This is a genomic window from Candidatus Saccharimonadales bacterium (genome assembly GCA_035457485.1).
Classification (GTDB): domain Bacteria; phylum Patescibacteriota; class Saccharimonadia; order Saccharimonadales; family EFPC-124; genus DATIBO01.
Genome location: DATIBO010000006.1, coordinates 24,444 through 43,483, shown reverse-complemented (window position 1 = coordinate 43,483; position 19,040 = coordinate 24,444). Strand labels below are relative to the sequence as shown.

Annotated in this window: 22 protein-coding genes and 4 tRNA genes; 24 read left to right on the top strand and 2 right to left on the bottom strand. The window is 44.4% G+C overall.

Annotation, left to right across the window (positions count from 1 at the left end):
* Window positions 1-11: 11 nt before the first annotated feature.
* The 13 genes from pilM (at window position 12) to VLA77_00245 (ending at window position 11,368) form a co-directional block, all read left to right on the top strand.
* Entirely contained in the window at window positions 12-1,052 is a 1,041-nt protein-coding gene (gene pilM, locus VLA77_00305) for a type IV pilus assembly protein PilM (protein ID HSE29013.1), read from the top strand.
* Entirely contained in the window at window positions 1,049-1,771 is a 723-nt protein-coding gene (locus VLA77_00300; protein ID HSE29012.1) for a hypothetical protein, read from the top strand. Before pilM ends, VLA77_00300 begins: the two co-directional genes overlap by 4 nt.
* Window positions 1,771-2,445 (top strand): hypothetical protein, encoded by a 675-nt coding sequence (locus VLA77_00295; protein ID HSE29011.1) that lies wholly within the window; start codon window positions 1,771-1,773, stop codon window positions 2,443-2,445. Before VLA77_00300 ends, VLA77_00295 begins: the two co-directional genes overlap by 1 nt.
* A complete protein-coding gene (locus VLA77_00290) occupies window positions 2,442-2,687 on the top strand; it encodes a hypothetical protein (protein HSE29010.1) in 246 nt (81 codons plus the stop codon). Before VLA77_00295 ends, VLA77_00290 begins: the two co-directional genes overlap by 4 nt.
* An 11-nt stretch (window positions 2,688-2,698) precedes the next feature.
* Complete coding sequence (locus tag VLA77_00285) at window positions 2,699-4,471, top strand: GspE/PulE family protein (protein HSE29009.1); 1,773 nt, start codon at window positions 2,699-2,701, stop codon at window positions 4,469-4,471.
* Window positions 4,472-4,480: 9 nt separating this feature from the next.
* Window positions 4,481-5,548: a type IV pilus twitching motility protein PilT gene (locus VLA77_00280; protein ID HSE29008.1), complete on the top strand. Its 1,068-nt coding sequence runs from the start codon at window positions 4,481-4,483 to the stop codon at window positions 5,546-5,548.
* Window position 5,549: 1 nt separating this feature from the next.
* A complete protein-coding gene (locus tag VLA77_00275; protein ID HSE29007.1) occupies window positions 5,550-6,764 on the top strand; it encodes a type II secretion system F family protein in 1,215 nt (404 codons plus the stop codon).
* Window positions 6,765-6,851: 87 nt separating this feature from the next.
* Complete coding sequence (locus VLA77_00270; GenBank protein ID HSE29006.1) at window positions 6,852-7,340, top strand: type II secretion system protein; 489 nt, start codon at window positions 6,852-6,854, stop codon at window positions 7,338-7,340.
* Window positions 7,341-7,403: 63 nt separating this feature from the next.
* A complete protein-coding gene (locus tag VLA77_00265) occupies window positions 7,404-8,207 on the top strand; it encodes a prepilin peptidase (GenBank protein HSE29005.1) in 804 nt (267 codons plus the stop codon).
* A 25-nt stretch (window positions 8,208-8,232) separates the two neighbouring features.
* Entirely contained in the window at window positions 8,233-9,033 is an 801-nt protein-coding gene (locus VLA77_00260) for a hypothetical protein (protein HSE29004.1), read from the top strand.
* Complete coding sequence (locus VLA77_00255) at window positions 9,023-9,565, top strand: hypothetical protein (GenBank protein ID HSE29003.1); 543 nt, start codon at window positions 9,023-9,025, stop codon at window positions 9,563-9,565. Before VLA77_00260 ends, VLA77_00255 begins: the two co-directional genes overlap by 11 nt.
* Window positions 9,549-10,211, top strand: coding sequence for a type II secretion system protein (locus tag VLA77_00250; GenBank protein HSE29002.1), 663 nt, complete (start codon window positions 9,549-9,551; stop codon window positions 10,209-10,211). Before VLA77_00255 ends, VLA77_00250 begins: the two co-directional genes overlap by 17 nt.
* A complete protein-coding gene (locus tag VLA77_00245; GenBank protein HSE29001.1) occupies window positions 10,211-11,368 on the top strand; it encodes a hypothetical protein in 1,158 nt (385 codons plus the stop codon). Before VLA77_00250 ends, VLA77_00245 begins: the two co-directional genes overlap by 1 nt.
* Here VLA77_00245 and xerA read toward each other — a convergent pair.
* Window positions 11,365-12,294, bottom strand: a complete 930-nt coding sequence (gene xerA / locus VLA77_00240; protein ID HSE29000.1) for a site-specific tyrosine recombinase/integron integrase — start codon at window positions 12,292-12,294, stop codon at window positions 11,365-11,367. The two genes, VLA77_00245 and xerA, sit on opposite strands and share 4 nt — an antisense overlap.
* A gap of 117 nt (window positions 12,295-12,411) precedes the next feature.
* Between xerA and VLA77_00235 the strand changes: the two genes are divergently transcribed.
* The 6 genes from VLA77_00235 (at window position 12,412) to VLA77_00210 (ending at window position 15,381) form a co-directional block, all read left to right on the top strand.
* Window positions 12,412-13,041 (top strand): nucleoside-diphosphate kinase, encoded by a 630-nt coding sequence (locus VLA77_00235; GenBank protein HSE28999.1) that lies wholly within the window; start codon window positions 12,412-12,414, stop codon window positions 13,039-13,041.
* Window positions 13,042-13,076: 35 nt separating this feature from the next.
* Window positions 13,077-13,153, top strand: a tRNA-Arg gene (locus VLA77_00230).
* A 76-nt stretch (window positions 13,154-13,229) separates the two neighbouring features.
* On the top strand, window positions 13,230-13,724 hold the full coding sequence (locus tag VLA77_00225) for a PH domain-containing protein (protein ID HSE28998.1): 495 nt from the start codon (window positions 13,230-13,232) through the stop codon (window positions 13,722-13,724).
* Window positions 13,724-14,779, top strand: coding sequence for a SurA N-terminal domain-containing protein (locus VLA77_00220; GenBank protein ID HSE28997.1), 1,056 nt, complete (start codon window positions 13,724-13,726; stop codon window positions 14,777-14,779). The genes VLA77_00225 and VLA77_00220 overlap by 1 nt, the downstream gene beginning before the upstream one ends.
* 45 nt (window positions 14,780-14,824) lie before the next feature.
* Window positions 14,825-14,902: transfer RNA gene (locus tag VLA77_00215), tRNA-Asp, on the top strand.
* Between the two features lie 131 nt (window positions 14,903-15,033).
* On the top strand, window positions 15,034-15,381 hold the full coding sequence (locus tag VLA77_00210; protein HSE28996.1) for a hypothetical protein: 348 nt from the start codon (window positions 15,034-15,036) through the stop codon (window positions 15,379-15,381).
* A gap of 79 nt (window positions 15,382-15,460) precedes the next feature.
* Here the strand turns inward: VLA77_00210 and VLA77_00205 are convergent, their stop codons facing one another.
* Window positions 15,461-15,994, bottom strand: a complete 534-nt coding sequence (locus VLA77_00205; protein ID HSE28995.1) for a hypothetical protein — start codon at window positions 15,992-15,994, stop codon at window positions 15,461-15,463.
* 130 nt (window positions 15,995-16,124) lie between these two features.
* On the opposite strand from VLA77_00205, the gene VLA77_00200 reads away from it, so the two are divergent.
* The 5 genes from VLA77_00200 (at window position 16,125) to VLA77_00180 (ending at window position 18,935) form a co-directional block, all read left to right on the top strand.
* Window positions 16,125-16,700 carry an MOSC domain-containing protein gene (locus VLA77_00200; GenBank protein HSE28994.1) on the top strand — a complete coding sequence of 192 codons (576 nt, stop codon included), beginning with the start codon at window positions 16,125-16,127 and terminating at the stop codon, window positions 16,698-16,700.
* A 73-nt stretch (window positions 16,701-16,773) separates the two neighbouring features.
* A tRNA-Thr gene (locus tag VLA77_00195) sits at window positions 16,774-16,849 on the top strand.
* A gap of 1 nt (window position 16,850) precedes the next feature.
* A tRNA-Gly gene (locus tag VLA77_00190) sits at window positions 16,851-16,925 on the top strand.
* A 22-nt stretch (window positions 16,926-16,947) separates the two neighbouring features.
* Window positions 16,948-17,316: a hypothetical protein gene (locus VLA77_00185; protein HSE28993.1), complete on the top strand. Its 369-nt coding sequence runs from the start codon at window positions 16,948-16,950 to the stop codon at window positions 17,314-17,316.
* Window positions 17,313-18,935, top strand: coding sequence for a glycosyltransferase family 2 protein (locus tag VLA77_00180; GenBank protein HSE28992.1), 1,623 nt, complete (start codon window positions 17,313-17,315; stop codon window positions 18,933-18,935). Before VLA77_00185 ends, VLA77_00180 begins: the two co-directional genes overlap by 4 nt.
* Window positions 18,936-19,040 lie beyond the last annotated feature (105 nt).

Here is a 19,040-nt window from a genome sequence, read left to right as displayed (position 1 = left end):
TTTAGGGCAGTATGAGTTTGTTTTCATCGGTGGGCGACTTTTTCGCACTAGATATTGGCACTACAGCTATCAGGGTTGTACAGCTTAAAGAATCTGGCGGTGGCTGGAGCTTGGTTCGTTATGGCTCAGCCCCTGTTGATATTAAAATTTCAACATCTGACTCACCGGAAGACCAGCGTCGTTTAAGTGATGTGATAACTAATTTGATAGGGCAGAGCGGGATTACTGCGCGTAACGTTACCGTCGGAATACCTTCAAACAAAACGTTTATCACAGTAGTCGATTTACCTGATCTTCCTGCGCAAGAACTTTCTAGCACAATTAAGTATCAGGCTGAGCAGTTTATTCCTATGGCGGTGGACGATGTAAAAATAGACTGGGCTGTTCTGGGCAAATCTTTGCGTGACCCAAGTAAGATAGAAGTTTTGTTAGCTAGTGTTTCCAAGAAATTTAGTGAGGCTCGACTTGATATGGTCGAAGGTCTGGGCTTGAACGTTATTGCACTTGAGCCAGATTCATTGGCGCTTGTTCGAGCGCTAATTCCGCCAAACACCCAGGGCGCAAACATGATTTTGGATTTTGGTGACTTTTCAACAGATATTGTTTTGGTTTTGAACGACGCACCACGTTTAATTCGATCTATTCCAGTGGGAATGCAGACGTTAATTAGGGCTGCTATCCAAAATCTAAACGTTGATCCTAATCAGGCACAGCAGTTTATTACTAAGTTCGGTTTATATCCAGACAGACTAGAGGGGCAAATCCTAAAATCGCTAGATGCCACTTTAGAGCAGTTTGCGGCCGAAGTAACTAAATCGGCTAAGTTTTTCCAAACTCGCTATCCGAATGTGCCGGTTAATTCGGTGGTGCTATCAGGATATACACTTACAATTCCCGCATTTGCAGAATATATTTCGTCAAAGACTGGTATGCGTACGATCGCCGGTAACTCGTGGGCTAACGTGCAATACGGGTCTGGCATGCAGGATCAGCTTATGCAGCTTGCTCCACAATTTGGTGTTGCGGTTGGTTTAGCGGAGAGAAAGATATGATTCAACTAAACCTGTTGCCAGATCTAAAAAAAGAGTTTATAAACGCGCAAAAAACTAAGCACCTTGTTATCACAAGTTCGATCTTAGTTACCTTAATTGCTGCGGGCATCAGCGTATTGTTATTCTTTTATGTTAACTTTGGCCAGCAGTTCCAAATTACGCTAATCACAAACGCTATCAACGATAAATCCGAGGAGCTATCGTCAATTTCGGATGTAGACCAGTATTTAACGATACAGAATCAACTTGCAGCACTCGATCCGCTACATGCAAGTAAGGGCGTTTATTCTAGACTGTTTAGCTTTTTGAACATTTTGAACCCGAGCCCTCCTAATAACGTAAATTTGAGCAATGTGCAGGTTGCTGCAAGCGAAAGCTCAATTGTATTTACTGGAACCACTGGATCTTTCGAGGCACTTAACGTATTTATCGATACTCTAAAAAACGCTCAAGTAGAATTTAAACCAAACGGCGAGGGCGATCTAACCAAAGAAAGTATGTTTAGTCAGGTTATGACACAGTCAAGCGGATTGGCGAAATCAAATAATCAAACAGTTGTTTCGTTTACAATTAAGGCCTTTTACAACGCGCCAGTATTCGACGCAAAAAATACCGATGTGCAGGCAATTGTTCCAAATATAACCACAACTCAGTCTGTAACAGGTGCGCCTATTCCCCAAGATCAGTTATTTAACACTACTCCTACGGAGGCAGAATAATGGAAAAGCCCACAAAGCCCGAGCCTCAGCGATTGACTGGACTAAAAAAACGACAACAAATTGAGGTTGCCGGCCGAACAATGTTTATTTGGATCGCCGCAGCTGCGGTTTCGATAAGTTTGTGTGTTGCAACTGGGCAGTATCTGTTTGGAAGATGGGTTCATAATAACAAAGTAATCGCGGCAAAAAGTAAGGCTTCGGCAACGCTTAGCTCGAATCTTAGCAATATTACCGGGTTGACCGATGAGGTGGATGCGCTCGTTGCTAACCAGGCTTTGGCTTCTGTAAAAACTAACCCTAACGACCCAAACACAAAGAGTGTTCTGGATGCATTGCCAACAACTTTTGACCCAGCCGCTTTAGGAACATCTTTGCAGCAGATTATTTTAGGACGATCTGGTGTGGCGATCGAAAACATAATAGTGCCTCAGGATGCAACAGAAGCTGAGCAAATCCCAAGTACACCGCAAGAGATGGCTTTCAGCTTTGTGATATCAGGTGAATATAGCCAGGTGCAGAATGCAATTTTGGATATAGAAAAAACTATTCGCCCGATCAAGATTACAAGCATGAGCTTGACTGGAACGGATGCGGATCTTCGCGCAAATATAGAGGCAGTAACGTACTATCAGCCGCCCAAAACCGTCACCGTAGGCGAGGAGGTTATAAAATGAAAAAGAATGATATCGCAATTTTAATTCTAATTGCATCGATAACCTTGGTTATTTCTTACTTACTGGTAAAAGGTTTATTCGGGTCACCAGACGATCAAGAGACTAAAGTTGAATCTGTAGAGCCAATCTCTGCATCAATTGTCGAGCCCTCACCTCGTATATTTAACTCAAATGCAATTAACCCAACTGTGGTTATTCAAATCGGAAGTCCATCCAATCAGCAGCCATTTAGCGGCCAATAAGGGGACCGACTTTGAGTATTTTAACCGAAGAAAATCAAAAGAAACTCGAATCGCTACTAGTTAGTGAAAAGTTTTTGACTAGTGATGAACTGGTAAGTTTGCGTAAGCAAGCAGCTAAATTAGGGAAGCCATTTGTAGCACTTTTACTTGAAACTAAAAAAGTTAACGACGAGCAGCTGACTAAGCTTATGGCTGAGATTTCGGGAGTGCCGTATGTTGACTTATCGGACGCACAGATTGAAACCCGAGTTCTTGATCTATTGCCACGCGATGTCGCTGAGCATTTTATGGCGGTGCCGCTTGGTGATGTGCAAAAGCGTGTAGGTGTGGCGATGATTGATGCCAATAATGTACAGGCAGTCGACTACCTTGCCAACAAAATTGGCCGACCGATTAAGGTATACATGGCCTCTGAGGCTGGTGTGCGCCACGTCTTAGATCAGTACAAAACCAACCTAGAAGCTGGCGTAAGTGCCGCAATTGAGACCGCAAAAACAGAAGAAGAGGGAGCTAAAGTTGCGAGCGCAAATATTCGCGATTTGGTGCAAGATTCACCGATTAGCCGTGCGCTCAGCACGATTTTGGAGTATGCGGTCAGGGCCCGCGCATCTGATATACATATCGAGCCTCTTGAAAATTCGCTTAAAATCCGAGCTCGAATCGATGGTGTGTTACGCGAAATAATGAAGCTGCCAAAAAGCATTGAACCCGCACTAGTATCACGCATCAAAATTCTGTCAAACTTAAAAATCGACGAGCATCGTATACCGCAAGACGGTCAATTTGCCATTAGAATGATTGGCAAAGACGTCGATCTTCGTATCGCGATCAGCCCGGTAGTTTGGGGCGAACAGGTAGTTATTCGCTTGCTTGATAAAAGTGGAACCAACTTTAGGTTGCAAGAACTTGGTTTTGCTGGGCGAGCGCTGCGCCGAATTGAATCGGGGATTCGTAAGCCAAACGGAATGGTCTTGACATCTGGTCCGACTGGCTCGGGAAAAACCACATCGCTTTATGCGCTTATCCAGAGTATTAAAAGTGATGAAGTCAATATTGTTACTCTCGAAGATCCGGTTGAATATAAAATGGATGGCGTTAACCAAATTCAGGTTAATCCAGAAGTGGGCCTAACTTTTGCTAATGGTTTAAGATCGATCTTGCGCCAAGACCCAGACGTTGTAATGGTTGGTGAGATTCGCGACAAAGAAACAGCTGACCTAGCCGTGCAAGCTGCACTTACGGGCCACCTGGTGTTTAGTACACTTCACACAAACTCTGCCGCCGGAATTTTGCCCCGCTTGCTGGATATGGGAATTGAACCATTCTTGATTGCTTCAACAGTTAACGTAATTATTGGTCAGCGTTTAGTACGCAGAGTTACAGAGGAAAAAGAAACTTATACTTCGGGATCACTAGAGACCATGAGCATTCACGAAACTCTAAATGGACTGTTGCCGAAAACTAAAGACGAAGTAGCCAAAGTTGCGGCCGACTTAGGTTATAAAGACTTGCCGCTTGCCAACCAAAAAGCTTATACTTTAGTTAGGGGCAAAGATAGCCCTCAGACGCCAGGTGGCTTTAAGGGTCGCTTGGGGTTATATGAGGTTATGGATGTCAATCAGGATATCCAAAATCTAATTATAAAACGCGCAACCAGCGGCGACATTCAGCGTAGGGCTGTTGAACAAGGCATGGTTACGATGCGACAAGATGGGTATCTCAAGGCTTTGAGCGGATTAACCACGCTAGGCGAAGTTAATCGCGTTGCGGCAAATATAGCATAAAGGGGTAGCATGGCTGCAGAACTAAAAATCGAGATTTTACTGGAAGAAGTTATAAAAAAACGGGCTTCAGATTTGCATTTGCAGGTTAGTATGCCGCCAATGCTTAGGATAGACGGAACTCTAACGCCTATTTCTGGTTATCCAATTTTAGATGAAGAAAAGGTTGAAAGCCTAATTTTTGCAATTTTAGACGAAGAGCAAAAACAAATTTTGCTAAAAGATAAAGAATTTGACTTTAGTTTTGCATTCGGCGACTTAGGTCGGTTCCGCGTTAACGCATTTCATGAACGTGGCAACTTGGCTGCGGCGCTCCGTTTGATCCCCAATGAAATTAAAAGTATTTCGGAACTTGGATTGCCAGGAACTGTAACTAATTTTGCATCTTACCCACGTGGTTTGGTTTTGGTAACTGGCCCAACCGGATCGGGTAAGTCTACAACTTTGGCAGCCCTAGTTGACGTAATTAACACTAATCGCGCCGACCACATTATTACGATCGAAGATCCAATCGAGTTTACGCATAAGTCTAAACGCTCTTTAGTGGTGCAACGCGAGGTGCACTACGACACATATAGCTTTAGCGCGGCTCTTCGTTCCAGTTTACGTCAGGACCCGGATGTAGTTTTGATTGGTGAGATGCGCGACCTGGAGACAATTAGCGCAGCAATCACAATCGCAGAGACTGGCCACTTAGTGTTTGCAACTTTGCACACGAACAGTGCGGCACAGTCAATCGATCGTATGATTGACGTGTTTCCGCCACACCAGCAACCTCAGATTCGCAGCCAGCTAGCTAACATTTTGCAAGCAATTTGTTCTCAGCGTTTAGTGCCGGCAATCGGCGGCGGACGATTGGCTGCGGCCGAAATTTTAATCGCAACGCCAGCTGTGCGTAATATTATTCGCGAGGGTAAGAGTCACCAACTTGACGCGGTTATCCAGACCGGCGGTGACATAGGAATGCAATCGATGGACAAGACTTTGTCGGGTATGGTTCAGTCGGGTACTGTGAGTTACGATGAAGCTCGAAACTTTGCAGTTGATGTTTCGGAATTTGACCGGATGATGAGAGGCTAAAATGCTAAGTTTTGATTATTCTGCGCGAGATACCACCACTAATAAAGTCATACATTCCACAGTCCAGGCTGAGTCCGAGCGCGCTGCTGCAAAAGTTTTGATGGCGCAGGGAATTGTGCCATTGCAGATAACCGAACAAACAGGGAAGAGTAATATCTGGGCACGGTTAACTAACCGCGTAGGTGCAAAAGATCGAGTTATTTTTACTCGACAATTAGCCACATTAATTAACGCCGGTTTGCCGCTTGCACAAAGTTTGCGAACCTTGGCAGATCAGACCGAGAATAAACGGCTTGTTGCGGTGACGAATGATATCATCACCAGCATCGAAGGCGGAAGTACTCTAGCTGATGCTTTTGCGAAGCATCCTGAGATTTTTAATGATGTATTTATTGCGTTAATCGCCGCAGGCGAAGCGTCGGGAACTTTGGATAAGGCCTTGGAGCGTATCGCTGATCAGCAAGAAAAAGAAGCCGAACTTTTGAGTAAAGTTAGGGGGGCAATGGTTTATCCGGCAATCGTGCTGGTTGTGATCATGGGTGTTATTGCGTTTATGTTGTTTACAATTATTCCGCAGATTGAGCGACTTTATGAAGACCTGAATAAAGAGCTGCCTCTTGTGACTGCAATTTTGGTGGGTGCGTCAAACTTTGTGATTAAGTTTTGGTGGTTGCTAATTTTAATTTTGATCGCGGCGGGTTATTTTGCAAAACGCTACCTTGATACCGACGCTGGGCGCAAGTGGCTAGACACCTTTAAGCTTAACGTACCACTATTTGGTAATTTGTTCCGTAAGGTTTACATGGCGAGGTTTACGCGAACAGGTCAGACACTTATGTCTACAGGGGTACAGATGCTAGAGATGTTACGAATTTCTGCGCGCGCCGTCAATAATATCCCGATTGCCGAGAGTATTATGCGTGCCGCCGAGAAAGTTAAGGGTGGTAAATCTTTGTCTTCTTCGCTTAAAAACGAGCCTTATATTTTGTCACTTGTCCCGCAAATGATAGGAATTGGTGAGCAATCTGGTGGAATAGACAAAATGATGGGTAAGGCTGCGACATATTACGAGAATGAGGTTGATGCGGCTGTGCGCTCGATCTCAACTGCAATCGAACCGGTGTTAATGGTGGTACTTGCAGCTGTGGCTGGGATTATGGTTCTGGCCATCTTGTTGCCGGTTTACGGCTTGATAGGCAATCTGCCGGGTAGTTAAAAATGTATTGCATAGCTGCGGCAGGTTTGTATATAATCTAAACATAAGCGTTTTTGAACCAACTTAAGAAAGGTGGGATCCACAACAATGAAGAAGTTAAACAACGGTAAAGGATTTACGATCATCGAAGTCGTGCTTGTACTTGCGATCGCTGGTCTTATTTTCTTGGTAGTATTTTTAGCATTGCCTGCACTGCAGCGCGGCCAGCGCGATACGCAGCGTAAGAACGATCTTGGTCGATTTATGAGCCAGGTTACGTCTTACTCAAGTAATAACCAGGGTAATTTACCAACAAGCGCAACCGCCTGGAACACAATGATTAGCAACTACCTAACGGTTAACAGTGCTAATTTCTCTGATCCTTCAAGTGGAGCAACCTACAGTGTGCCGGCCTCGGGTGGATATAACACTGCAGCACCGGCTTCACCGGTAACTGTTCAGCAAGGTGAGATCAAGATTTACACGAACTCACGTTGCGGCGGAACCAACGGAGTCGAGACCAGTACCGGTTCCAGGAATATAGCGGCAGTAATTTACCAAGAACAAGGTGGATTCTACTGCTTAGACAATCGATAAGATGAAAGAACTCCCTCCGGGGAGTTCTTTTTAAATCTGACAGAAATTGATAAGCTTAAAAGTATGGATTTATTGCCGATTTTCTTGGGGCTAGTTGGGCTAGCTATGGGTAGTTTTGTTGACGCGCTTGTCTGGCGTCTAAAAAATAAAAAAGATTTTGTAGCAGACCGCTCCGAATGCGAAAGCTGCCACCACAAGTTAGGGGTAAAAGATCTCGTGCCTGTAATTAGCTGGTTGTCGCTTGGTGGCAAATGCAGGTACTGTGGCAAAAAAATAAGCACAGTTAGTCCAGTCATTGAGCTTAGTATGGGCGCTCTGTTTGTTTTGTCATACTTTTTTTGGCCGCTTGGGTTTGATCAGTGGCAGGCCGTTGCGTCGTTTGTAATTTGGCTAATTTATCTTGTTTTGCTGACCGCACTTTTTGTTTACGACCTAAGGTGGATGTTGTTGCCGGATAAACTAGTATTTCCTTTAATTACTCTTGGGTTAGTTGATGCTGGCTTGCGCGTAAGTTTGATGCCGGGTACAAACTACATTTTTTATGTTTTGTCTGGGGTGACGGCTATAGCCGGTTTTTATGGATTGTTATACTTTTTTTCAAAAGGTAAGTGGGTAGGCTTTGGCGATGTAAAACTCAGCATATTTATTGGAGCAGTATTGGGCTGGCAAAAAGCCATCATGGTATTATTGTTTTCCAATGTTATTGGCTTTTTATATGTTGTGCCGGGTTTAGCCTTGGGCAAGTTAAATCGAAAAAGTCGCATACCATTTGGTCCATTTTTAATAATTGCATTTTTTATTGCCGGCTTGTTTGGCGACATAATTTTGAATTGGTATATTTACGAACTTTTGCTGGTGGGCGTTTAATCTGCTTATGCTATAATTTGGTTAAATGAGTGGAAGATGTTCAATATCACGCCCAGAGGTAGGGGCGCTTCAGCAGGGTTACACCATTATCGAAGTTACCCTATTTTTAGCTATAAGTGGGCTACTTCTTTTAGTAGCAGTCTTAACCACGGGCGGCACAATTCGCAACTTACGGTTTACTGATAGTGGAAACTCACTAGAGGCATACGTTCAAAAACAATATGACAATGTTTTGGCTGGGGTTAACAGTCGTGACAACCAGCAGATCTGTAATGCCGGAAGCTTTAGTAGTGGCACGCAAGAGCCAGGCACGAGCAACTGTTTTTTCATGGGTAAATTAATCTTGTTTACCACGGGCGATTACAAGCTTAAAACCTACAATATAGTAGGTACTGAGCCGAGTAACTTGGACTTTAGCATGAGCGACGAGCAATTAATTGCGGCCTATCAACCGCGAATTGTAACGTCGATCGGCCCCGAGGAGTATTCTATACCGTGGCAGGCATACATATCTGGCGTGAGGCGGGTCAGTACGGCTGACGCCTCTCCAATCGCTGCAAATGCATTAGCAATCATTCGTAGCCCAAGCTCTACGCGAATGTTAACCTATACATACAAAGAACCGGCCAGTACTCCTACAGTTGCTCTGACGTCTATTGTTAATAACGCTAGCATTAACGCTGGCAAAATTACAAACTACTGCCTGCAGAATGCCGACAACCTAGGTCAGCCAGCTAAACTTGTTGTTAACGGGATGGTAAGTAATCAAAACGCGGCGCAAATTGTGTTTGATCAAGTCGCACCAGGGGATTGCAATGGATCGTAGAAATTTGGAATCAGGCGACACTTTGATTGAAGTCTTATTGTCTATAATTATACTTGGAGCTGTAATCGTTGGATCTATTACCATCATGAATCGCGGACTTTCAGCTGGTCAAAATGCCGTTGAGCATTCGCAGGTCCGCCTGACAATAAACGGCCAGGTGGAGATGTTGCGCAAGGTAAGAGACGACTACGCGGTTGACCCTACAAGTGACAACGGGCAAACTTGGCAGGCAGTCGTGTCAGGTATACCGGCAAGCGCAACGATAAGCTACGATGAAACATGCGACAAAAACCAACCCGGAACCGACTTTTACATGACACAAACATCCACTAGAATTGAGTCACAGCTCTATAATGATACTCAGCCAACAACGGTTCCTTCGCCTGGGCAAGGTATCTGGATTGAAGCACAAAAATCAAACGGTAATTTGCAGCCATACGTCGATTTTGTTGTGCGAGCTTGTTGGCAGGGACCCGGAACGGGGCAGCAACGTAGCGTAACGTCTGTGAGGCTATATGACCCGTCACGGTAAACAATCTGGTTTTACATTAGTCGAGCTCATGCTAGCCATTGCATTTATTGGATTTATCATTTTGTTTACGGTACTGGCTGTGGTGCAGGTTATGAGGACTTACAATAAAGGCCTAACTGTTAAAGAGATCAATCAAACCGCAAGGAATTCGGTTGATGACATGGCGCGTGCTGCAAGGTCATCGAGTAACGTAGTTACTACGGCTATTCCAGCCGGAAGAGTCTGTTTTGGTAGTGTAAGTTATGTTTGGAACTATCAAGGTGCAACAACCAATAAATATGATAGTGTCGGTAATCCTTCGGTTACAATGGCCCGCGTGAACGATCCGGGCAATGCCATGTGCGCGGCTTCTTCTGGGGTTTATCCAAACGTGCCAGCGGCTAATGCAACCTCTCTTTTAACAGATAGAGTTTGGGTACAGATGCTGAGCGTTGTTCCAAATACGAATACTGACTTAGTTACAATTACAATGCAACTTTCCACAAAGGAGGATGTAACTAATCCTACTTTGCTTGATCCGTTCCCGGCTGCTCCTCCTGATCCAAATAATCCAGCAACTTGGGTACGTTGCACTGGTGTTGGTGGTTCAGAATTTTGCGCAACGTCTACTTTTAGTACAACTGTATCTATGGGAGGTCAAAATTAATGAGTTACTCAAATAAAGAATCCGGTTTCGTATCTTTATTTACCGTAATATTTTTTATGCTGCTGGTAACAGTTATCACGGTTAGCTTTTTGCGAATCATGATAACCGAGCAAAGGCAATCGGTGGATAACGATTTAAGCGCGAACGCAAGAGCGGCTGCGGAATCGGGGATTGAGGACGGCAAGCGCGCCTTATTGGCCTACTATAATCCAGCAACTCCAGCAGATGTAAGAGCCGAGCTGGCGACTGCCTTTGGGGCGGACTCCAATAACTGTGATAGTTTAACCAGTAAAACTCAGATTAGGACACAGTTAAATATCACTGGTCAAGCCGTTGCAAGTAACGACCTTAACCAGTCGTACACTTGCTTAAATGTAAAGCTTAATTCGCCGGATTATGTTGATAGTTCATCGGCTAATGTGAGTAAAGTTTTCCCTCTAAGGGGAGTGAGCGATTTTAATCAGATTAAGGTTTCTTGGCACTTACTTAGCGAAACAGTTAGTGATGAGGCAGATGGTCGCCCAAATGCATTAGCGCCAAATGCTCCTCTACCTCTTTTGCCGCCGCAAACCGGAGCAAGCAGTTGGAGTAGTCTTGGCTACCCCGCATATTTGCGAGTTCAGCTGCTAGGATATCCAAACTCAGGAAGCTTTAACAGGTCAGATCTTGACACAAGGAGCAGGTCAGTCTTCCTTGCTCCCGTTAGTGGTGGTTCGGCAACAGTGATCGACTTAGGTACCGCCGATTCAGGTCATCAGTTCGATAGTTCTAAAAGCTCACCAAGTCCATTTGTTCAATGCAGCAGTACGTTTACTAGTTACGGATCATATTTATGTACTGCAACCTTACAGCTGCCTGCCGGACTTGCTAGTAATGCGAACAACTTCTCTTTGCGCGTAACGCCGATTTACGGCAAGACTCATTTTAGAGTTCAACTTCACAACAGTAGTACTAACTCTAGCGTGGAAATGAATGAAGTGCAGCCGCTTATAGATTCTACAGGTAAGTCACAAGATGTTTTTAGGCGGGTGCAGGCTCGAGTAAGGCTAAACCCAATCACCAGTTTCCCTGAATTTGCAGCCGAGACCACGGACGACATTTGCAAGAATATGCGTGTGGCCGATGCCGCGAACTCTGCAGATAACAATTGTCCTTAGGTCTCTTGTTCGGCGACAGAGTGAAATCGTTCATGTATATCTTTTAAGTGAGGGTCGGTTACATGTGTATAAATTTGCGTGGTCGCTATGTTGCTGTGGCCAAGCAATGACTGCACGCTTCTAAGATCGGCCCCATTCATTAAAAGATCGGTAGCAAAGCTGTGTCGCAAAGTATGCGGTGAAACCTGCTTGGTTATGCCAGCCAACTTTGCATATCCGCTAACAATTCGCTGAATACTACGTGGGGTTAGTCTGGCAAAGTCTCCGCTGTTGTCTACATTTTTTGTTCCACTATAACGGATGAAGAGAGCTTGGTCGTTATCATCGCGTGCGTCAATATATTCGTTGAGTAATTGATTTGCATATGAATCGATAAAAACTACGCGATCTTTTTGCCCTTTACCGCGCACAGTAAATTCGCCGCGTTTTAGGTTTATGTGATCCTTGTTTAAGCCTGCCAGTTCAGATACACGCAGACCGCTAGAATATAAAAGTGCCACAATAGCCCTGTCGCGAAGACCAATTAGGCTAGCTGCTTTAATGGACTCAAATAATCTTTTAAGCTCATCATCGTTCAAAAAACTAACTTGACGTTTTTTTACGCGGGGCAGCTCGATTTTATCAGGTGCTAGGGAACTAATTCCTCGCTTAGAGCAGAATTTTAAAAAACTCCTAAGCGCAATTAGGTGATAAGATTGAGTTAACTTAGACAGCTCCTGCCCTTTGTCATCTTTAAATCTCGCTAGCCAGAGCCGCCACTTGCGAACAAGCTCATCGTTTATCTGTTCGATCTTAATGTCGTCAGCGAACTCAACTAGGCGCATTAAGTAAAGGTGGTAGTTTTCGGCTGTCTTTTGAGAACGGTTTTGCTCAACTTCTAAATATTCTAAAAAGTCTACTATCAGCTCAGAAATATACTTAGACATAAGCGTAGTATACCATGGTTTATGTGAGCACATTTTTTATTCAATTTTACAGCTTGCCGACTTCTATTTATCTTACGAGCCTATTTATGTTACAGTATTCAAAAATAAGGAGCTCAAATGTCTAAAGAACTTCATCCTGTAGTACATAAAGTTAAGTTTGAACGCACATATTGTATGATCAAACCCGACGGTGTTATGCGAGGACTTGTAGGCGAGATTATTCATCGGCTAGAAAAAGCCGGACTTAAGGTTGTGGCGATGAAAATGTTAATTCCAACCGAAGAGCAGGTTAGGGCACATTACCCAGCTAGCGACGAGGCTTGGGTGTTACGTTTAGGCGAAAAAAGTTTGAGCGGATTCGAAAATTTGGATGTAACTGCCAAGGAAGTATTAGGCTCCGAGGACAAAGCCGAGTTAGGCAAAGAAGTTTTAGAGAGCCTAATCAAATTCATGCAGTCAGGCCCAGTGGTGTGTATGGTAGTCGAAGGTATTCAAGCAGTAGAAATGGTCCGCAAGCTTGCTGGCCACACGCTTCCATTCAAGGCCGACGTCGGCACCATCCGTGGTGACTTTTCGGTAGATAGCCCAGCAGTTGCAAACGCCGAAAAGCGATCGATTCACAATTTATTCCACGCTAGCGAAACCGCAGCCGAAGCCGAAAACGAAATCAAACTTTGGTTCGGTGATGAAAAAATCTACCATTATAATTTGTCTGGTAGCGAAACCATGTACGGCAAGTACTATTAATATATAATGTATCTGCAACTTTGGTTGCAGACTATGCTCCGGTAGCTCAGCTGGACAGAGCACCTCCGTCCTAAGGAGGGTGTCGCAGGTTCGAATCCTGCCCGGGGTACCAGAAATTATGTGGGGAATGCGACAAAACCGGCATTGTTGATTAAATTATAAAAGTAAGGTTGTTGTATAATAAAAACATGCCAGAATTCGAAGGCCAGCAAGAAGGTGAAAATTTAATTTTTACATTTCGTCATCACCCTATTATGATGCGAAAGGGATTTTACGCGTTACTTATTCCATTTTTGATCGCGAGTATTCCAGTATTGCTTTGGCCTGAAAACTTAAACTATTTATGGCTGGCTTTTGGTGGGTTGGTGTTGGGAATTGTGTTGTTTTTTTACCACTGGATGGGTTGGTATTTTAGCGTTTATATTGTTACGAATCAGCGACTACGACAAATTACTCAAAAAGGGTTTTTCAATAGAAGTGTAATCGACCTTGGCATATCTAAGATTCAAAACATAAGCTATAATATTCCTGGATTAAGTGCGTCTATGTTTGGGTTTGGAACAGTTGTGATCCAGACTTACGTAGGAGATCTGTTGTTAAACAAAATACATCATCCAGATAAAATCCATAACGATCTTTCGGATGTTGTAACTAAATATGGCGGTGAAGCCGCTGATCAATAATGAACAATATTATTCCAAGTAAATTCAACAAAAAAGAACCTGAACTTCCAGAGACTGGCGGTAGAATTACTAACGAAACAGTTGCGCAGCACCGCGAACGTATTTTAGCCGGCGGACGTAAGTTTAAATATCCGCTACAGTACACCAAGCACCGAGTACTTATAATTAGTATTCTCATTTTCGTTGTAGCCTTTATTGGCTTATTCAGTTTCGCTACATGGCAGCTTTACGGCGCGCAAAACGTTAGCGCGTTTATGTATAGGCTTACAACTGTTGTACCTTTTCCCGTGGCAAAAGTAGAGGGGCAGTGGGTGGCATATAGTGATTATTTGCGTGAGCTTCGGAGCTCGATCCACTACTTTAGTACAAAAGAGGCTGTCAATTTTAACTCTGATGACGGTAAAAGACAGCTTGAATACCAAAAACGTCTTGCTTTAAATAAAAGCACCGAGACAGCATTCATTAAAAAATTAGCCAAAGAAAATGACGTTTCTGTGAGTAGGCAAGAGGTTAATGATTTCGTTGCAATGCAAATCAGTAGTAACAAACTTGGCTTAACAGAAGACGCTTATCGACAGATTATCCGCAATTACTACGACTGGTCGCTAGATGAGTACAAGCAGTCGATCCACAATCAGCTTTTGCAGACAAAAGTTGCGGCAAAAATAGGTACCGAAGAACGTGCAAAAATTGACGGGTTTCTAGCGCAATTAAATGCCGGCGTGCCTTTTGAAGAAGTAGCTAAATCGTCTGAAGATGTAATTGCCGGCGCTAAGGGTGGAGATATTGGTACTTACGGCTTGGCGGACAACGACCCAAACGGTCTAATCGCTGCCGCAAATCAGCTTGAGGTTGGAGCAACGTCAGGTGTTATAAATGGCACAAACGGCTTTTACATTATCAAACTTGTTGCGCGACCTTCCGAAAAAGAAGTTACACTCTCGGCAATTTTTGTAGGTTATAAAGCCCTTCAACAAAAACTCGAGGAATTCCGCCAATCAGGTGTAATCGATGAGTTCATCAAAGTTGAGCCAATTGCTAGTCCAACAACTTGATTTAAAGGGTAAAAGCTGCTATTATTTTGTAGTCTTGGCGAGTCTGGGCTCGTAGTGAAGTTGGCCTATCACGCCTCCCTGTCACGGAGGAGATCGCCGGTTCGAATCCGGTCGGGCCCGCCAAGTGAACTTATTAAAATCCCCATTCTGGGGTTTTTTGTTTGCCAGAGTTTAAAAACTTAATTAACTTCGTATGATATAGTCTAAACACGGTGTCGTAAGCAAATCGTCGGCAGCTAGTGTTAGGAGTCGGTATGTCGGATGTCCGGCAAGGTATCGTTCGGATCGGCTTGCTCTACTTTTTTATGACTTATCCGCCAGCTCGGCACAGTCAAGTCACGAGGCTAATTCTGCCAGAAGCGCGTTCTGCGACCGCTGGCATTCGGCCTGCGCTGGCTCGCGGCAGTGCTGACATCCTTTTTTTCGGTGACCGTCCGTGCTTTGCGCTGTTAATCCAGCCGCAATTCGAGGTTACCGAAGAAGCTCAAGACAGGTTTATCGAGGACGTTCTTCGATACGCCTGGGATGGTCTCGTCGGATTTGACCTGGCCTCTGGTGAAATGCCAAGATTGATCGAAGGGGACCTCCGGAAGATGTTGTAGACGCTCGGCAGCGAAAAGCCGTTAACCCCTGAGCATCTTGCGCTACACGGCAGATGTTCAGGGGTCTTTAAATAAAACGCTAAGCAAGTAGATCTTGTACTTTTTGGCGGTAAGCCGTTTGATTAAAATGTCCTGGGTAGTCCACAAGCCCCTTATTTAAAACATTAAACCCGGCATCGCGCAGTGGCTTGGATGCGATATCAAAAACATTAGACTTTATTAGGATGATCTTTGTGTCTGCGTTTGCAAGTTTTTTAACGCGCTCTACCAGATCAGTAGCCGAAATTGCGATTTTTTGTTGACGTTCTTTTTTTGTGACTTCATGAACCTGGGATTCTCGAAGCGCTTCGATCATATAAAATCCGTCATTCATAAATTTGCTCAACCAATCTCTTTTAGATTCTTCGATCTGTGCTTCAGTAAGATGCTCAGCCGAAGAATACAGAGCTTTAATTGTGTTAACAAAAAGCCTGTCATCTCGGCGGATTTTTTCGTGGCGATAAAAGTGTCTACTGCTTTGCACATTAGCAGAGGGAGGAGGGGACTCGGCAATAAAAAGAACTTTTATAACTTTAGGTTTGAATTCTTCTCGGGCTTTGTCGTACTCACTCATATTAATATCATAAAGCTTGATGGTTTAGCTGTCATCAGGTTATTATGGTTCTACCGCTTTACAGAGGGAGGTGAGAGAAATTTTTCCGACTATCGAGGAAATATGTGCGTGTCAGGAACTCCGAGAAATTATGGAGCGCCGTGGTGAGCCTGTCATGTCTGGTTTCATCAAAGAACCTGTGCGTGGTCCGGTGGTGATCGACAAACTTGGTCTGCGAATAGACAAGCAGGCTGATGAGTCGGTGCACGGAGGTGAGAACAAGGCGATCTACGGATTCCCTGGAGAGCATCTGCCTGAGCTGCGAGAGTGGCTGCAAGCGCGCAACGGCACGTCGAACAACAAGTTCGGGGAGCCGCTCGAGGCGGGGAGTCTGGGCGCAAACTTCAGGCTCAAAGGGTTACTCGAGGACGAGGTGTTCGAAGGTGATCGATTCGAGATCGTTTCACCTGGCCACGTTCGTCGGGGTGCGACTCTGGTCGCAAGGTCGCCACGCGAGCCGTGCTTCAAGGCGAGCGAGCTGTTCCCGGGCATCGCCGACTGGATGATCAACGCCGCGAAGCCGGGTATCTACTTCGGCGTTCAGCTCGATCGAGCGCTCAAGAAGTCCGGCGCAACCATCTATCCCGGCGATCGACTGGTTCCTGTTGAGCGTCGCTCGATCACCGAGATCTTCTACGAGAAGATGGGCAAGAACCGAAAACTGTAAGGTGGTGGAGCTGCGCGCTGGTTTGGGCTGGCGCGCAGTCTCACTGCAAATCTGATATAATACATCTGTTTACGCCACTTTAGCTCAGTAGGTAGAGCAGCTCATTCGTAACGAGCAGGTCGCCGGTTCGATCCCGGCAAGTGGCTCCATGCGGGTATCGTATAGTGGTTAATATATGGCCTTCCCAAGGCTAGGCGCTGGGTTCGATTCCCAGTACCCGCACCATTGTTGTATACTAGAAACATCTATGATTAAAAGAGCAGAACTACTTGCGATTGTAAAAGACAGATTAATGCTAGGGCTCATTGGTCTGGTGGTGATGATGGCGTTGATCACCGTTTTAGTCACTTTAATTCGTTTAAATGCCAGTGACGTTCAGATCCCGATCCGTTATACAGATTATGGTACTGCGAATATTTACCGAAATCAGTGGTTTGCCCTGTATATTTTTCCGATTTTTGCACTTGTAGTTGCCGGAGTAAACGCTTTTATCGCTACTAAAATCTACTCACTTGATAGATTAATAGCTTTGTCGCTCCTTGGAATAACAACTTTTATCTTAGTAGTTGGTCTGATCGTAACAAACTCCATCCTTAACTTAGCTCCATCCGTATGACAGATATCGAAATTCCAGTAGGTAAACGGACTCCTAAGTATCGGTTTTTTGAGATGTTGCCGGCAATTATGAGCTATGGCTCACTTTTGCTCCCGGTTGTTTTAAGTTTAATTAACCCTCTTTACGGAGCAATTTTTATTACAGCCTTTGTGATATGGTGGTTTGTAAAAGCTATAGGTATGGCCTACAGAACATCGCAGGGCTACAACAGATTAGAGCGGGCTAGGCATGTAAATTGGCGTGAGCGGTTGGAGGACCTAGAGAATCCTCAAATTGCTATTGGTCGCTACGAGTCTAACTCGGACACTGGCGGTTGGCGTCGCGACGTTCACTATAAGAATCTTTTGGATATAAAATCTACTCCAAAAAATTATTTAATTCCGAGTAAAGTACTTAATGCAGTTATCATCCCGTTCGTTAATGAGTCGCGTGAGGTTTTAGAGCCTACCATTAAGTCTGTTTTGGCTAGTAATTATGATTGTAAGAATAACTTAATAATTATTTTGGCAGATGAAGCTCGCTACCCAGATGGCCATAAGCTTGGGGAGGCAATGGTAAAAGAATACGCCGATAAATGTTTGCATATGGAGGCTCTTTCTCATCCTCAAGGTTTACCGTACGAGCTAATAGGCAAAGGGGGTAACATTACTTTTGCCGGCCGACATCTTAAAAAATACACCGAAAAGCATGGGATCAAGCCAGAAAACGTAATTGTAACTACGCTTGACTCCGACAACCGACCACATCCAGAATATCTTGCGAGTGTAACTTACGAGTATATTGTTGAGCCAAAGCGCGAACATCGTTCTTTCCAACCAATCGCACTATTCATGAATAACATTTGGGATGCACCTGCACCAATGCGTGTGCTTGCAACAGGTAATTCATTCTGGGCTATAGTAAATTCGGTGCGGCCACATTTACTTAGAAATTTCTCATCGCATTCGCAGGGGTTGAAATCGTTAATCAAGACCGACTTCTGGAGCGTTCGCACAATCGTCGAAGACGGTCACCAGTATTGGCGCAGCTACTTTGCTTACGATGGCGACTATGAGGTAACCCCAATATCGATCCCGATTTATCAAGATGCGGTTTTAGAGAGTACCTACCTTAAAACCTTAAAAGCACAATTTACGCAGTTAAGACGCTGGGCCTACGGTGCTTCAGACGTAGCTTACGTTGCCGACAAAGGTTTTAGAAAAGATCGAACCGTACCGCTTCCCGGGCTGATAAGTCGTTTTTGGCGCCTGCTCGAAAGTCATTTTAGCTGGGCTTCGGCATCTATATTGATTACTTTTGGTGCCTGGATCCCACTTTTCTTTGGTAGCGAATCCGGCAGAAGTATAATCGCCCATGAACTTCCTCAGATCGCAAGTCAAATTCAATCCGTTGCGATAGTCGGCTTGTTTATAACTATGTTCCTTGCTTTAAAAATGTTGCCAAAAAGGCCTGCGCGTTACAAGCGCCATCGCACGCTTTTTATGCTTGCCCAGTGGTTGCTAATGCCGGTTACAAGTATCGTTTATGGGTCTGCTGCAGCGTTTAATTCTCAAACAAGATTATTCCTTGGTAAGTATCTGGAAAAGTTTGACCTGACCGTGAAAGCTGTAAAAAAATAACTCAGTTAGGGTAGTAGCTAGAATACTTAATAGCTGCAACTTTATCGAATCTTTTTAGAATTTCCGTAGTAGTAGATTTTATTTGATCAGTGTTTATAGTTTGAT